General features: G+C 50.1%; 13 protein-coding genes. 3 read left to right on the top strand and 10 right to left on the bottom strand.

Going from position 1 to position 14,605, the window contains the following annotated elements:
* The first annotated feature begins 50 nt into the window (after positions 1-50).
* Positions 51-3,497 (top strand): transcription-repair coupling factor, encoded by a 3,447-nt coding sequence (gene mfd, locus ACE6F3_RS00890; RefSeq protein ID WP_279115369.1) that lies wholly within the window; start codon positions 51-53, stop codon positions 3,495-3,497.
* A 71-nt stretch (positions 3,498-3,568) separates the two neighbouring features.
* Positions 3,569-5,080, top strand: coding sequence for a B12-binding domain-containing radical SAM protein (locus tag ACE6F3_RS00885; protein ID WP_278532488.1), 1,512 nt, complete (start codon positions 3,569-3,571; stop codon positions 5,078-5,080).
* A 264-nt stretch (positions 5,081-5,344) separates the two neighbouring features.
* Here ACE6F3_RS00885 and acpP read toward each other — a convergent pair whose 3' ends face one another.
* The 8 genes from acpP to ACE6F3_RS00845 form a co-directional block, all read right to left on the bottom strand.
* Entirely contained in the window at positions 5,345-5,605 is a 261-nt protein-coding gene (gene acpP / locus ACE6F3_RS00880; RefSeq protein ID WP_010936968.1) for an acyl carrier protein, read from the bottom strand.
* Positions 5,606-5,609: 4 nt separating this feature from the next.
* On the bottom strand, positions 5,610-6,041 hold the full coding sequence (gene nusB / locus ACE6F3_RS00875) for a transcription antitermination factor NusB (RefSeq protein WP_041342771.1): 432 nt from the start codon (positions 6,039-6,041) through the stop codon (positions 5,610-5,612).
* Between the two features lie 11 nt (positions 6,042-6,052).
* The gene (gene fabG / locus ACE6F3_RS00870) at positions 6,053-6,805 is read right to left on the bottom strand and encodes a 3-oxoacyl-[acyl-carrier-protein] reductase (RefSeq protein WP_278532489.1); all 753 of its coding nucleotides are present in this window, start codon (positions 6,803-6,805) and stop codon (positions 6,053-6,055) included.
* On the bottom strand, positions 6,805-7,737 hold the full coding sequence (gene fabD, locus ACE6F3_RS00865; protein ID WP_278532490.1) for an ACP S-malonyltransferase: 933 nt from the start codon (positions 7,735-7,737) through the stop codon (positions 6,805-6,807). The genes fabG and fabD overlap by 1 nt, the downstream gene beginning before the upstream one ends.
* A gap of 23 nt (positions 7,738-7,760) precedes the next feature.
* Entirely contained in the window at positions 7,761-7,979 is a 219-nt protein-coding gene (gene rpmF / locus ACE6F3_RS00860) for a 50S ribosomal protein L32 (protein ID WP_010936964.1), read from the bottom strand.
* A 4-nt stretch (positions 7,980-7,983) separates the two neighbouring features.
* Positions 7,984-8,427, bottom strand: coding sequence for a DUF177 domain-containing protein (locus ACE6F3_RS00855; RefSeq protein ID WP_041342761.1), 444 nt, complete (start codon positions 8,425-8,427; stop codon positions 7,984-7,986).
* Between the two features lie 76 nt (positions 8,428-8,503).
* A complete protein-coding gene (locus ACE6F3_RS00850) occupies positions 8,504-8,707 on the bottom strand; it encodes a hypothetical protein (RefSeq protein WP_278532491.1) in 204 nt (67 codons plus the stop codon).
* Positions 8,708-8,736: 29 nt separating this feature from the next.
* Positions 8,737-9,576 carry an enoyl-ACP reductase gene (locus ACE6F3_RS00845; RefSeq protein WP_279115373.1) on the bottom strand — a complete coding sequence of 280 codons (840 nt, stop codon included), beginning with the start codon at positions 9,574-9,576 and terminating at the stop codon, positions 8,737-8,739.
* Between the two features lie 160 nt (positions 9,577-9,736).
* Here ACE6F3_RS00845 and ACE6F3_RS00840 point away from each other — a divergent pair, with 160 nt between their 5' ends.
* Positions 9,737-9,967 (top strand): Lrp/AsnC ligand binding domain-containing protein, encoded by a 231-nt coding sequence (locus ACE6F3_RS00840; RefSeq protein WP_041342752.1) that lies wholly within the window; start codon positions 9,737-9,739, stop codon positions 9,965-9,967.
* An 80-nt stretch (positions 9,968-10,047) separates the two neighbouring features.
* Here ACE6F3_RS00840 and argS read toward each other — a convergent pair whose 3' ends face one another.
* Together argS and recG are read right to left on the bottom strand one after the other, a co-directional pair.
* Positions 10,048-11,718, bottom strand: coding sequence for an arginine--tRNA ligase (gene argS, locus ACE6F3_RS00835; protein ID WP_278532493.1), 1,671 nt, complete (start codon positions 11,716-11,718; stop codon positions 10,048-10,050).
* Positions 11,719-12,042: 324 nt separating this feature from the next.
* Positions 12,043-14,499, bottom strand: coding sequence for an ATP-dependent DNA helicase RecG (recG, locus tag ACE6F3_RS00830; RefSeq protein WP_332445771.1), 2,457 nt, complete (start codon positions 14,497-14,499; stop codon positions 12,043-12,045).
* Positions 14,500-14,605 lie beyond the last annotated feature (106 nt).

The following is a 14,605-nucleotide window of genomic DNA, read 5'->3' as shown; positions in this document are numbered from 1 at the left end:
AAATGGGGCTGCCTTTTACGGCAAGCCCCTAGATGTGTTTGGAGAAGATATTGAATCTTAGCGGTTTGCTGCCCCTTATAGACCAAAGCCCGTCATTTAACAGCTTGTTTGAAGCTCTGGACAAAGGTGAGGCTGATATTTCTGTTTTGGATGCGGGGCGGGGTTTCAGTCTGGCAGCTGTATACCGTAAACTCAAATGCCCCATGCTTATTATTACCTCACAGCCGGAGCGGGCCAGGGAATTGCTGGTGCAGATAGCTGCTTATACCGGGGGAGAGCCGGGGTTTTTGCCTGACCCCAGTTTGCTGCCGTACCAGCGGGCTGTTTCTGACCGCAATACCTCACTGGAAAAGATGCGTCTGGCAGGTATTCTGGGCGGGTTTATCCGCAGCCAAGACGCCCAGATAATAGTCAGTGCCGTACCGGCTCTTCTTCAGCGTTATGTATCGCCGGAAATATTCAAGCAGTCATTTTTGCAGGTCTGGACTGGTTTGGAAACAGAACCCCAGGAGCTGATACGCCGTTTTCAGCAGCTGGGCTACCGCCAGGAAAATATTGTGGAAATACCGGGTACATATTCCCGCCGGGGCGGCATACTGGATATTTTCCCCTATACCGAAGATAACCCGGTACGGCTGGAGTTTTTCGGCAATACGCTGGAAAGCCTGCGTGTTTTTGACCCCCAAAGCCAGCGTTCGGGCAAAAGTCTGAATGAACTTACCATAAGCCCGGCAAGCGAGTTGTTTCATCTGGGGCAGCTGCCCGCTAAGGAACTTAACGCCAGGCTGGAGGCTTTGCTTACTGATAACCTTAATCCCGAATTCAACCGCACTTTGTCCGCAGATATAGCCCGCCTTAAGGAAGGGCTTAAGCCCGAATACCCTGATTTTTTTGCCCCCCTGTTTAACACCTCAAGCATATTTGATTACCTGCCGGCAGATGCGCTGGTGGTGCTGGATGAGCCAGCCTCCATAGAGCAGGCGGCCTCCCATCTGGATAAAGAAGCCGAAGAGCTGCGCTCTGACCGTTTGTCACAGGGTGAGCTGCCTTCGGTTTATCCCCGCCCCTATTTCAGTTGGGAAGAGATATCTGCCAAGCTGAAAACCAAAAAACGTCTTATTATGGCCTCTTTCGGGCGGGAAAGTGAGTCTTTAAAGCTGGATTTTGCCTCTCAAGATAACTACGTGGGGCGTTTATCCGCTTTGTATGAAAAACTGGGGGAACTGAAAGGGCATACAGGCCGGGTAGTTATCATCAGCCATCAGGCTGCCCGTCTGGCAGAGCTTCTAAAAGAGCATGGTATTTCAGCATCTGTCCAAACAGATATTTTGAAACCCCCTCCCCCCTCCAGCCTTAGTCTGGTTCAGGGAATACTGGGCGGCGGCTGGAATCTCAGCGGCAATGTTCACGTACTAACTGATGCCGAACTGTTCGGCTTTGTAAAAGAGCGGCGTCTGCCTTCCAAACGCCCGTCTGCCCGCAAGAGCGTGGTGCTGGATATAAAACCGGGGGAATTTGTGGTTCATATAGACCACGGGGTGGCCTTGTTCAGCGGGGTCAGCCACTTGAACCGTGACGGCATGGATAAAGAGTACCTGATACTCAATTATGCCGGCGGTGACAAACTCTACGTCCCCACAGACCAGATGGACAGGGTAAACCGTTTTATAGGCAGCGGGGATGAACCGCCGTCTTTGCACCGTTTGGGTACTCAGGAATGGCAAAGGGCTAAAGAAAAGGCCAGCGAATCTGCGGAGGAAACCGCCCGTGAACTCCTTGATATTTATGCCAAACGTGAAATGGCCAGCGGATACCCGTTTTCCACGGATACCGTCTGGCAGCAGGAAATGGAGGCATCTTTCCCGTATCTGGAAACGCCTGACCAGCTGAAAGCCCTGTATGATATCAAGGCAGATATGGAAAACCCCCGCCCTATGGACAGGCTTATACTGGGGGACGTGGGTTATGGTAAAACCGAAGTAGCCATACGGGCAGCCTTCAAGGCGGTTATGGACGGCAAGCAGGTGGCAGTCTTAGTGCCTACTACCGTGCTTGCCCAGCAGCATTACACCACTTTCCGTGAGCGGCTGGCTACTTTCCCCGTCAAAATAGAGGTGCTTAGCCGTTTTTGCAGCCCCTCTGAACAGAAAACCACGGTTGAAAATCTGGAAAGGGGTGAGGTGGATATCTGCATAGGTACTCACCGCCTGATTCAGGCTGATATAAAGTTTAAAGATTTGGGGCTGGTCATAATAGACGAAGAACAGCGTTTTGGGGTAGCTCACAAGGAGTTTTTTAAGAAGCTGCGGGCTCAGGTAGATGTGCTTACCCTCAGCGCTACCCCCATCCCCCGCACTTTGCACATGTCTTTGGTGGGGGTGCGGGATATGAGTATTATAGAAACCCCGCCCGGTGAACGCCTGCCCATCAAAACAGTAGTAGCCGCTTTTGATGAGAGGCTGATACGTGAGGCCATACTGCGGGAGATGGAAAGGAACGGGCAGGTATTTTTTGTAAATAACCGGGTGATGGGCATAAATCTGCTGGCAGAGCGTATTCAGCAGCTTGTCCCCGAAGCCCGTATCGGCATTGCCCACGGGCAGATGGCCGAAGAAAAACTGGCCGCTGTCATGGCTGATTTTGTGCGGCACGAGCTGGATGTGCTGGTATGCACCACCATTATAGAGTCCGGGGTGGATGTGCCTAATGCCAATACCCTTATCATAAACCGGGCAGACCGCTTCGGGCTTACCCAGCTTTACCAACTGCGGGGGCGGGTGGGACGCAGCTCCCAGCTGGCTTATGCTTATTTCCTGTATGAAAAAGATAAACGCCTGACATCTGATGCCGAAAAACGCCTGAAAACTATTTACGAGGCAGCCGAGCTTGGGGCAGGCTACGGTATTGCCATGAAAGATTTGGAAATACGGGGTGCGGGGACTTTGCTGGGGGTAAAACAGTCCGGCTATATAAATTCGGTCGGTTTCAACCTGTATACCCAGATGCTGTCAGAGGCTGTGGCCGGGCTGAAGGCCAAGGGCAGCGGGCTTTCCAAAGAGGAAATACGTATCCAGAATATGCCCGCCCCCAAGCTGGATTTACCTTTAGATGCCTTTATACCCGAATATTATATTCAGGATTTGGATTTACGTTTATCTATTTACCAGCAGTTATCAGCCATTACCAATCTGGCGGGAGTGTTGGAAAAGGGAAAAGAGCTGGCAGACCGGTTTGGACAAATACCGCCGGAGCTTGAAAACCTGCTTTACTCCCTCCGCCTGCGTTTGCTGGCCAAAAAAGCCCACGTGGATACCATAGTGACCGAAGGCAGCCAGATAGTGGTGCGGATGCTGGGCGGGCTGATAATAAACAAAACCGTGCTTGAGCCGCTGAGAGCAGGGGTGCTGGTAGGGCGTAATCAGGTGTCTGTCCAGTATAAAAAGCTGGGTGACAGCTGGAAAGAAGCGCTGGAAGAGGTTGTCTGGCGGCTGGGCTAGGCGGAGTTTAAAATGAAGAGTATTTATGATATTATTCAAAATATTCAAATATCCTACCCCAGGAGATTCAAATGAAAATTTTACTCCTTTATCCCCGCTACCCGGACACCTTCTGGAGTTTCAAGCATGCCTTGAAATTCATCTCTAAAAAAGCCTCTTTTCCGCCTTTGGGTCTTTTGACTCTGGCCGCCATGCTGCCGGAGAACTGGCAGAAAAAGCTGGTAGACCTTAACATTGAAAACCTGGCGGATAAAGATATACTGGCGGCAGATTATGTTTTTATAAGCGCCATGGCCGTCCAGCAAAAATCTGCCCACGAATGTATAGACCGTTGCCATGCCCTTGGTAGAAAAGTGGTGGCCGGCGGGCCGTATTTTACGGCTGAGGCGGAAACACTTAAAGATATAGACCACCTGATTCTGGGTGAAGTGGAAAACTCTCTGGCGGATTTTGTGGCTGATTTGGAGGCGGGAAAAGCGGCGGCAGTCTACCCTGAAAAAGAGAAATCTGACCTTGCCGATACACCTATTCCCCTCTGGAATCTGGTCAAGTCAAAAGAGTACTCTTCCATGAGCCTTCAGTATTCGCGGGGCTGTCCGTTTAATTGCGAGTTTTGTGATATTGTAGTTTTAAACGGCCGGCTTCCCCGTTCCAAAAGCCGGGGGCAGGTTCTGGCAGAGCTGGATGCTCTCTACAAGTCCGGCTGGCGTTCGGGGGTTTTCTTTGTAGATGACAACTTTATCGGCAACAAAAATAAACTCAAGTCTGATATACTGCCGGCAGTCATAGCCTGGCAGAAACGGAAGGGTTATCCTTTTTCATTTAATACCGAGGTATCTATCAATCTGGCAGATGATGCAGAACTGCTGCATCTTATGGTAGAAGCTGGCTTTGATACTGTATTTGTGGGGGTGGAAACACCCAACCCGGAAAGTCTGGCGGAGTGTTCCAAACACCAGAATACCAACAGGGATATGCTGAGTTCAATTGAAAAAATTCAGCAGGCCGGTATTCAGGTGCAAGGCGGTTTCATATTGGGTTTTGACAGTGACCCGGCCTCTATCTTCCGTGCCCAGATAAATTTCATTCAGCAGAGCGGTATTGTGACCGCTATGGTCGGGCTTTTGAATGCCCCCAGAGGCACCCGTTTGTGGAACCGTCTTAAGAAAGAAAAACGCCTGCTGGAAGATTTCCGGGGAGACAATACAGACTGCAGCCTGAACTTTATACCCCGCATGAAGACCGAGGTCCTTATAAATGGCTATAACCGGGTGCTTTCAGTTATCTACGCCCCCCGCGAATATTATCAGCGGGTAGCTGTGCTTATATCCAGGTATCATCCTAAGCCCAAAGGGAGGGTCAAACCGGTATCCGCCCAGCGCCTGCGGGCATTTATGCGGTCTGTGTGGCATCTGGGTATTGTGGATAACAGCCGGAAGTATTACTGGAAGCTTCTGGGTTCTACCCTGATAAAAAACCCCAAGGCATTTCCTCTGGCCGTTACCCTGTCTATTTACGGATACCATTTCCGCAAGGTAGTGGAACGCTATACAGGGTGTAAGTTCGGGCAGGATACCGCCTGAGAGCGGTCTTAACCCGAATCTAGCCAGTAAAGCGGATTATTTAAGGGTACCCCTGTCTTGGCCATGCGGCCGGGCAGGGGTTAGCCTTTTGTTTTGCATTTTTTTCAAGACAACAGCACTGCAGACTGTCTATCCGGAATTTCAGGGTATATACCTTTTTGCTGTCCGAGATATAAAAATAACGGATTAAAAGGCACTAAAATGCCCGGGCCGGATTTCAGATGTTTTAAAACCCTTTTGAATATGGTGGTTTTAAAGGCGGTATTAGCTGTCTTTTATGCCTTTGGACTTAAGGTAGTCCACCACAGCCTGTACTGTCTTTAACTTTTCGGCGTCAGTATCAGGTATTTCAAACTTGGCATCGGGTGTACCGAATTCGGTTTCCAGTGCCATAATAAGCTCTACCTGATCCAGGGAATCTGCACCCAAATCATCTGCAAAACTGGCAGCAGGCACTACATCTTTTTCTTCAGCGCCCAGCTGCTCAACACTAACTTTTTTTACTCTTTCAAAAACCGTTGCCACTCCTTCACTCCTCCCGTTGCTTTGCTGTGTCCGCCAGCGCTTTGCTGACAGAACTTAGAACCCCGTTTATAAATCTGGCAGACGAGTTGCCCCCAAATGATTTGGCAAGCTCAACTGCTTCGTTAATAGCTACTTTAATGGGTACATCATTTTCGTGGATTATTTCAAAAATGGCCAGACGAAGTACGTTCCTGTCAATATAGGAAAGCTGCTCCACCGGCCAGGCAGAAGCAAACTGGCGGATATTCTCATCCAGCAGGTCCTTGTGCTTGACTACGGCATTGGTCAGCCTGAAAATAAACTCGGCGTTTTCCTCGGTCTGGGGTGTTTCGGTCAAAAGGCGTTTTAAAACATCTTCGGCATTATGCCCTGCCAAATCCTGTTCGTACAGGGCTTGAAGTACTATTTCACGTGCTTTGCGTCTGCTGGTTGTCACTCTTTACTCTCTTATATTATAGACATACCGCCGTCCAGGCTGATTACCTGTCCGGTAATGTATTTGGCATCTTCTTTCGCCAAGTATAATGCACAAGCGGCTACATCTTCCACTGTGCCCAGTTTTTGCATGGGTATACGCTCTGCTATGGCCTGCCTTTGCTCTTCAGACAAAGCGGCGGTCATATCGGTTTCTATAAAACCGGGGGCAATGGAATTCACAGTTATATTGCGGCTGGCCACTTCTTTAGCCAGAGAGCAGCTGAATCCCAGAATGCCGGCTTTGGCTGCGGCATAGTTGGCCTGGCCGGGGTTGCCCTTTAAACCCACTATGGAACTAAGGTTTATTATTCGTCCCCAGCGGTTTTTCAGCATCTGGCGTAGGGCTGCTTTAGAACACAAAAATACACTTTTCAGGTTGGTCTGGATTACACTGTCCCAGTCTTCTTCGGATAAACGCATGGTCAGCTGGTCACGGGTTATGCCGGCATTGTTTACCAGTATATCCACCCCGCCGAAGGCTTCCTGGGCGGCTTTGAAGAGGGCATCTACTCCGCTGCTCTGGCTTACATCTGCCTGAACAAATACGGCCTGACCGCCATTGGAACGTATGTGGGCGGCCACTTCTTCACCGGCGGGCGAAAGACTGTTTACCACCACTTTTGCCCCCGCTTCGGCAAAGTGCAAGGCTATAGCTTTGCCTATGCCCCTGCCGGAGCCGGTAATCAGGGCTGTTTTGCCGTCTAAACTCAGCATCTTACCCATTATACGCTAAAATTTTGGATAGAAGCGGCATCGTTTATATTGTAGATACTGACACTGCGGTTAATTCTTTTAATCAGACCGGCCAGCACTTTGCCCGGCCCAATCTCAACAAAGGTATTTACCCCGGCAGCAATCATGTTTTCTATGCTTTTTTGCCACTGGACACCGCCGGTCAGCTGGCTGACCAGTTCGCTTTTTATATCCTGCGGATTGGTAAGCGGGCTGGCATTGGTATTGGCTACCAGGGGTATTCTGGCCGTATCAAACCCGGTAGAATCCAGTACTGCTTTTAAACCGGAAGAAGCCGGTGACATAAGCGGGGTATGAAACCCTCCGCTTACCTGCAGGGGTACCACCTTCATAGCACCGCTCTCTGCGGCTTGGGCAGAAGCTTTTTCTACAGCCTCTTTCAGGCCGCTGATAACCAGCTGTCCGGGGGAGTTGTAATTCGCTATGTAACAGCCTGTTTTAAGGCAGATATCCGCCAGTATTTCTTCCGAAAGGCCGAGAACGGCCGCCATAGCACCGGGTGTTTTGGCGGCTGCTTCCGCCATCAGTTCCCCCCGTTTGCGGGCAAGCAAAATGGCTTGCGGGTAGGGGAGTATGCCGCCTGCTCCCAAAGCCGAATATTCACCCAGCGAATGCCCGGCTACAAAAGAAGGCTCTGGCAGGAGCTTTGACTTGCCGCTCTCTATAAAAGCGGCAAGGGCGCACAGGCTGTGGCATACAATGGCGCTTTGGGAGTTGCGGGTGTCCTTAAGGTCTTCTTCCGGCCCTTCAAAACACAGTTTTGACAGTGAAAATCCCAAAGCTTTATCCGCCAGGTCAAAAAGCTCTCTGGCGGAATGAAACTCCGAATACAAGTCCCGGCCCATGCCCACGAATTGGGCACCCTGACCGGGGAAGACATAAGCTGTTTTAATATCAGTCATGCCTTAAAACCGGCCAACAGAAATTACTGCTGACCCTTGGATTTGTCAGCTTTTTTCTTGGCTATGGCGTCCACATCAACCACTGTCCGGCCGTTATAAGTACCGCAGACGGAACAGGCCTGATGGGAAAGCTTGGGGCTGTTGCACTGGGGGCATTCCATTACAGCCGGGGCACTCAGGGCGACATGGGCGCGGCGGTTACCCTGGCGGGCATGGGAAAGTCTTCTTTTAGGTAGAGCCATTATTTTACTCCGTTAAATTAGTATTCGTTTTATATTCAAAACCGCGGCACTCACCGGAGCACAGGGGTTTCATGGGCGTTGCCATTATAGCACCTTCGCGGATAATCTCGCTCAAATCCAATATATGGTGCTCGTCAATAAAAAAAGCGTCCAGCTCTTCGGAATTATCCACTTCAAACCCGTGGACTACATCTACGGTGGGCAGAAACCGCTCTTCAAGGCGGATACTGACCGGGCAGCTGAAGTCCTTTAGACAGCGGACACAGCTAAGGTTCATATGGGTATCCAGCAGTCCGGTAACCAAAAGGCCTCGGTCAATACGGGTAAAGGTAACTTCCCCGGATACCCTGACAGGGCTGCCCTCCAGATTTATTTCATCGTCCAGCTGGTAGGTGCGGGTGGCACCGATGGGTGACTTCAGCAGCTGGGCTACATTATATTGCAGCACTATCGTCCTCGTACAAAACAGAGTTTATTATAGATTAAGGTTATACCACATGCAAGTTAAGAGCCTGTGGGCAGTTTTACTTGACATCAGGTTTTAAAAAACGCAGCACCAGATGCCCTATGGCGCCGACAGCAAAACCGGCCGGTGCTGCTACCATGCCCAGAATTACCCAAAAAGTGTCATCAATCTCAAACAGCCTGACCAGCATAAGGTGGATAAAGAAGCTGACCAGAAACACTAAAACAGATATAAACATAAGGCGGCTGAAGTTTTTGGCCATCACGCCCTCTCTTTCAAAGGATTAAGCTATTATACACCTGCTTCGGGCTGGCTGCGTTCCAGCAGGCCAAGCAGTTTTTCGGAAATACCTGCACTGGAAAACCCCCCGTCATGATAAAGGTTTTGCATGGTAACCTTGCGGCTGAGGTCTGAAAGCAGGGTTACCACATAATCAGCGCATTCTTCCCCGCTGGCGTTACCTAAGGGGGCAAGCAGATTTGCATATTCGTACATGGCATCAAAATTGCTTATTCCCGAACCGGCGGAGGTGCGGGTAGGTGACTGGGAAACGGTATTTACCCTTATTCCCCGGTCTGCCAGGCGGGAACCGAAATTTCGGGCAATAGCTTCCAGCAGGGCTTTGGCATCGTTCATATCGTTGTACTGGGAAAATACCCTTTGCGCCCCTATATAAGACAGTGCCACTATGCTGCCGTTGTCTTTTAATACCCCGGCTTCAAGGGCATAACGGATTATTTTGTGCAGGGATATGGCTGAAATCTCCAGCCCTTTGTTATAAAAAATATAGTTGGTAGATTCATACGATATTTTCTTGCGGATATTGGCGCTCATACCTACCGAATGGACTATAAAATCTATCTCCCCCAGGCTGTTTTTTAGTTCGGCAAACAGGGCTTTCAGCTCATCATCGCTGGTGGCATCTGCAACCAGCAGTGGGGCTTGGCCGCAAATACGGGCCAGTTCGGCGGTGTTTCCCATTTTAAGGGCGGTAGCTATGTTGGAAATAGCCAGTTTAGCTCCTTCGCGGTGGCAGGCCAGGGCTATTTTCCAGCCCAGACTTTGCTCGTTTAAGGGGCCGAATATAATTCCTTTTTTACCCTTGAGCAATCCGTAAGACGTTTGAGTCATAATATCTCCCGTCAAAATATTTTATAAATTTATCACAAAAATAAAAAATGCATAAAAAGTGTGTTATATTATAGTCCATACCGCCTGCCGTATTCAAATATCAGGTATGCCTTTATTATAGCCTAAAAAAGTCCGGGGAATAGATGCAGGGAGGATAAATATGTCTGCCAAAGCCTTTGTCCTTATTGAGGCCGCTCCTGCCCAGGCGGGGAAAATAGCTGACAACCTCAGGGAGATTAGCGGTATATGCAGTATAGATGCGGTTACCGGCCCGTATGATATTATTGCCGTGGTAGAGCGGGACACCCTTGCCGGAATAGGTGATTTTATCACCTCAAAGATACAGGCGGCAGAGGGTATTACCCGCACCGTTACCTGTCTAGTTCTCTAAGGTATTTCGGCGGAGTAGGCACTTAAAAAGGGCAGACCATTTATGGTCTGCCCTGATTGCAACTTGAAAGGCTTCGCTCTTTACATGCTTTGGGGTGAGGTCATACCCATAAGGTGCAAGGTTCTGGCCAGCACAATACGGCTGGCGTCTACCAGTTTCAGGCGGGCTGAGCTTAGTTCAGTATTATCTGAAATTACCCGGCAGTCTTTGTAAAACTGGTGGAAAGCATTGGCCAGTTCCTGGGCGTAATAGGTCAGGTGGTGGGGTTCAAGGGTGCGGGCCACAGTCTCCACAATCTCAGGCAGTTCGGCCATCTTGCGAATAAGCTCAAGCTCGGCTTCTTCCCCAAGCAGGGCGGTATCCCCGCCGCTGTAAGAAAGCCCTTTTTCTTTTGCCAGAGACAAAATACTGCAAATACGGGCATGGGCATACTGGACATAATATACCGGGTTTTCAGCTGATTCCTTTTTGGCCAGTTCCAAATCAAAATCCATCTGGCTTTCGGTGGAGCGGGACAGGAAGAAGAAACGGCAGGCGTCTGCTCCCACTTCCTCAATAACCTCACTCAGGCTTATCATTTCGCCGGTGCGTTTGGAAAGGCGTACCAGCTCACCGCCCCGTTTCAGGGTAATCATCTGGAAAAGCAGGGTAGTAAGCCGTTCGGGGTTGATACCCAGAGCGCTTAGCATGGCCTTCATGCGGGATACATGCCCCTGATGGTCTGCCCCCCAGATATTTATAACCCGGTCAAATTTGCGTTCAATAAACTTGTTGTAGTGGTAAGCGATATCAGACGCAAAATAGGTGGGTGTGCCGTCACTGCGGACTATTACGTTGTCCTTGCTGTCTCCCAGCAGGGTGGAGCTGAACCAGGTGGCATTGTCCCTTTCGGCAATATAGTTGTTGGACGAAAGTATATCCATGGCGGTTTTATACTGCCCGCCGCTATATAAAGACCTCTCTGAAAACCAGACGTCAAAATCCACTTTGAGGGACTTCAGGTCATCACTTATAAGGCAGAGCATACGTGCCATGCCTATCTCCCCCAGGTCATTTTGGGCTATTTCAAGCGGCATTTGCAGGTATTTATCCCCGTATTTGGCTACCATTTCGGCTGCTAGTTCTACCATGTACTGTCCGTGATAACCATCCTGAGGAACAGCCGCCTCCTTACCCAGAGCCTGCTGGTAGCGGGCGAACAGAGTACGCTTGAAAGCGTCTATCTGGCTGCCGGCATCATTGATATAAAATTCCTCTTCAACATAATAACCGGCCGCTTTAAGCACGTTTGAAAGGGTGCTGCCCAGCACTGCCCCCCGCCCATGCCCTATATGAATAGGCCCGGTGGGGTTGGCGCTGACAAACTCTATTTGAACGCGGCTGCCGCCGCCCATATTTATATTGCCATAGCTTTCAGCTTCGCCAAGAACAGTATTCACTAGACTGCACAGCCACTCTTTGGAAAAAGTGAAGTTTATAAAGCCGGGAGGGGCTACGCTTATTTTGGCAATGCCTTCGCCGGGTTCAATATAGCCGGCCAGTATTTCAGCCAGCTCCATGGGGCGTTTGCCGGTAGCCTTGGCCAGCCGCAAAGGCAGGCTGGTGGCATAGTCACCATAATTGGTTTTTTGGGGATGCTCTATACTTATATCTACGCTGAGCGCCGGAATCTGCCCTTCCTGACGGGCTTTTTCCAGAGCCTGGCTGAGAGACTCTATAATAATATTTTTGATAGCTAAGATACTGTTCAAGACTAAACTCCGAGTATTTATTATTGCAGCTTAAACTGGAAAGTAGATTATATCACATAATGGGAAGATGATAATGTCTGGAGGGGGGTATAATGATACGGATTTGTAAGGGGTGTTAAGATTAATAATAGTACAAATGAAAATACCACAGGAGATGAAGATGAAAGGCATTCCGACTCAGAAGCAAGGCAATATTGCAAGGCCTGTTAAAACCAGCGGCGGATTCCGTCCGGATAGGTCAGGAGATGGTGTAAGTCCGTTTATAGAGCGCCCAGGTAAAAGGAAATAAATTACCTAAGGCTTAATATGCCGGGTAATGAAGCCTTAGCTCCACTCGCTCTTTTTGGGCCATACCCGCCTTATTTCCTCTTCCAAAGCCTTGTTTTCAGGCAGGTTTAGTTCAGGGTCAGACTCAAACAAACGGGTAGCTTCCCTGCGTGCCTGTTCCAGCAACCCCACGTCAGATATACTGGCCATGCGCAGGTCAGGCAGGCCGCTCTGGCGGGTGCCGAAAAATTCACCCGGCCCCCGCAGCCGCAGGTCTTCCTCCGCCAGCTTAAAGCCGTCCTGGGTGCTTTCTATGATAGACAGGCGTTCCTGCCCCAGCAGAGACGGATTTTCGGCCAGAAACATGCAGTAGCTCTGCTCTGTTCCTCTGCCCACCCGCCCCCGGAACTGGTGCAGCTGGGAAAGGCCGAAACGGTCAGCGCTTTCCACCAGCATTACGGTGGCGTTGGGTATGTCTATACCCACCTCCACAACCGGGGTGGAAACCAGTATGTCCATTTTGCCTTCGTTAAAGTGCTTCATGATACTTTCTTTTTCAGCGGCATTCATCCTCCCGTGCAGCAAAGCTACTTTGGATTCCGGAAACACCTCTGAAGACAGGGTTTCATATTCGGCGGTGGCGGCTTTGGCCTGTATCGCCTCAGATTCTTCTACCAAAGGGCAGATTATAAATGCCTGCCGTCCTGCCTCAATCTGTTTGCGTATAAAGTTATAAGCGCTGTTACGCTGTTCGGGTTTCAGCCAGCGGGTTTTTATGCTCTGGCGTCCGGGCGGCAGCTCATCTATGACTGAAAGGTCAAGCTCTCCGTACAGGGTTAAAGCCAAAGTGCGGGGTATGGGGGTGGCGGTCATGATAAGTATGTGGGGGTTTAGCCCCTTGCTCCTAAGGGCAGAGCGTTGTTCCACCCCGAAGCGGTGCTGCTCGTCTATAACAGCCAGCCCCAGGGACTTGAAGCGGATTTCCTTCTGGATAAGGGCATGAGTGCCAATGGCTATATCAATCTCGCCTTTTTTAATCTTTTCCTTCAGGATATCTTTCTGGCTGGATTTCATATCGCTTATCATCAAAGCTACTCTGAGCGGGCGGTCTAGCAACCCTTCAAAGGTATACACTCCGTCCAGAAGGGTGCTCACTTTGGCAATAGAGGCAAACAGGCGGGTGACACTTTTAAAATGCTGTTCAGCCAGTATCTCGGTAGGTGCCATAAATGCTCCCTGAAGCCCGTTGGCAGCGGCAGTAAACAGGGAAATAACGGCGACTATGGTCTTTCCCGAACCCACTTCCCCCTGAAGCAGGCGGGACATGGGCACACTCTTGGAAATATCGGCTTTTATATCAGCCAGACATTTGGTCTGGGCATCAGTCAGTTTAAACGGCAACTGTGAAATAAAATGGTCTATAGCGGGCAGGTTTACCTTTAAAGCCCGTCCGGTTTGTTCTTGCCAGCGTTTTTTCTTGGCCAGCACTCCCAGCTGGAGGATAAACAGCTCATCAAATGCCAGCCTGTTGCGGGCGGCGTCTTTCAATTCTTCGGTATCAGGAAAATGTGCCTGCCGGATAGCTTCGGCAAGCGGCAGCAGGCGGTTTCTTTTAAGGGTATCTTCCGGCAGAAAATCTGAAATACCGGGGGTGGAAATATCTATAAAGTTTTTCATCAGGCGGCGCAGGCTTCGCTGGTGAAGACCGGCGGTCAGGGGGTAAACCGGCACTAAACGCCCGGTATGGATAAGGTCAGCTTCGTCAGGCAGTTCCTCCCATTCGGGGGATTCAAATACAGGTCTGCCATTAAATATGGAAACCCGCCCCGAAAGGACTACTCTGGCATTTGGTTTCAGGTTACGCACCATATAGGGGTTGTTAAACCAGACCGCCCGCATATTGCCGGTATCGTCCCCCAGTACCGCCTCGGTTGAGCGGCGTCCTCCCATATAGTTCACTTTGGACTGCCAGACATTGGCAATTATGGTCTGTTCAGACCCTGCTTCCAGCTGGGATATTTTTTTCAGGCGGCTGTAATCCAGATGGCGGTTAGGGAAATAATAAAGCAGGTCACGTACTGTGTTGATGCCCATTTTGTGAAATTTGGGGGCGGTAGCGGCACTTATGCCTTTTACTAAGGAAATATCCCCGTCAAGGGCTGGCGGGCAGCCGTCTGTTTTCGGCCTGGCAGGTGCTTTAGCGGCGGGCTTTGCCTTGACTGTTTTGCGGGGTGCAGGTATACCGGCAGGTTGGTTTTCCAGCTTGGGCAGAAATGCCAGCACCTCGGTTACCCACTTACGGCGTTTATCTTCTGTCATTCGGGCATAACCCGGGTCAGAGAGTTTCAGTTTGTGAAAAATAAGCAGGTCATCAGGGTTATTTATACCCGTTGCGGCTTCCTTGGCCCAGCGGGACAGGAAGTGGTCCAGCCCGCCCATCACGGCGTTATCAGCAAATCCTTTTTGGACTTCCAGCTGAAGTATTTTTTTAAAGGCGCCGGTATCTGCTCCCAAATTTATACTCCGCCTTTGGTTTTTAAAAATGATAGACCATATACCCTTACTTGTCCACACTATCCCTGCATAAAAAAGCCCTCCTTAAAAGGGGAGGGCTTAAAGC

The organism is Dehalococcoides sp. THU4 (assembly GCF_043231265.1).
Classification (GTDB): Bacteria; Chloroflexota; Dehalococcoidia; order Dehalococcoidales; family Dehalococcoidaceae; genus Dehalococcoides; species Dehalococcoides mccartyi.
Note: the sequence above shows the minus strand (reverse complement) of the source record. Positions and strands in the feature narration are given on the sequence as shown.

Bases quoted from the DNA above. Each gene is read 5' to 3' on its own strand.
- ACE6F3_RS00885 (WP_278532488.1), top strand. From the start codon at position 3,569: ATGAAAATTTTACTCCTTTATCCCCGCTACCCGGACACCTTCTGGAGT.
- fabG (WP_278532489.1), bottom strand. From the start codon at position 6,805: ATGGGTAAGATGCTGAGTTTAGACGGCAAAACAGCCCTGATTACCGGC.
- fabD (WP_278532490.1), bottom strand. From the start codon at position 7,737: ATGACTGATATTAAAACAGCTTATGTCTTCCCCGGTCAGGGTGCCCAA.
- rpmF (WP_010936964.1), bottom strand. From the start codon at position 7,979: ATGGCTCTACCTAAAAGAAGACTTTCCCATGCCCGCCAGGGTAACCGC.
- ACE6F3_RS00850 (WP_278532491.1), bottom strand. From the start codon at position 8,707: ATGGCCAAAAACTTCAGCCGCCTTATGTTTATATCTGTTTTAGTGTTT.
- ACE6F3_RS00845 (WP_279115373.1), bottom strand. From the start codon at position 9,576: ATGACTCAAACGTCTTACGGATTGCTCAAGGGTAAAAAAGGAATTATA.
- ACE6F3_RS00840 (WP_041342752.1), top strand. From the start codon at position 9,737: ATGTCTGCCAAAGCCTTTGTCCTTATTGAGGCCGCTCCTGCCCAGGCG.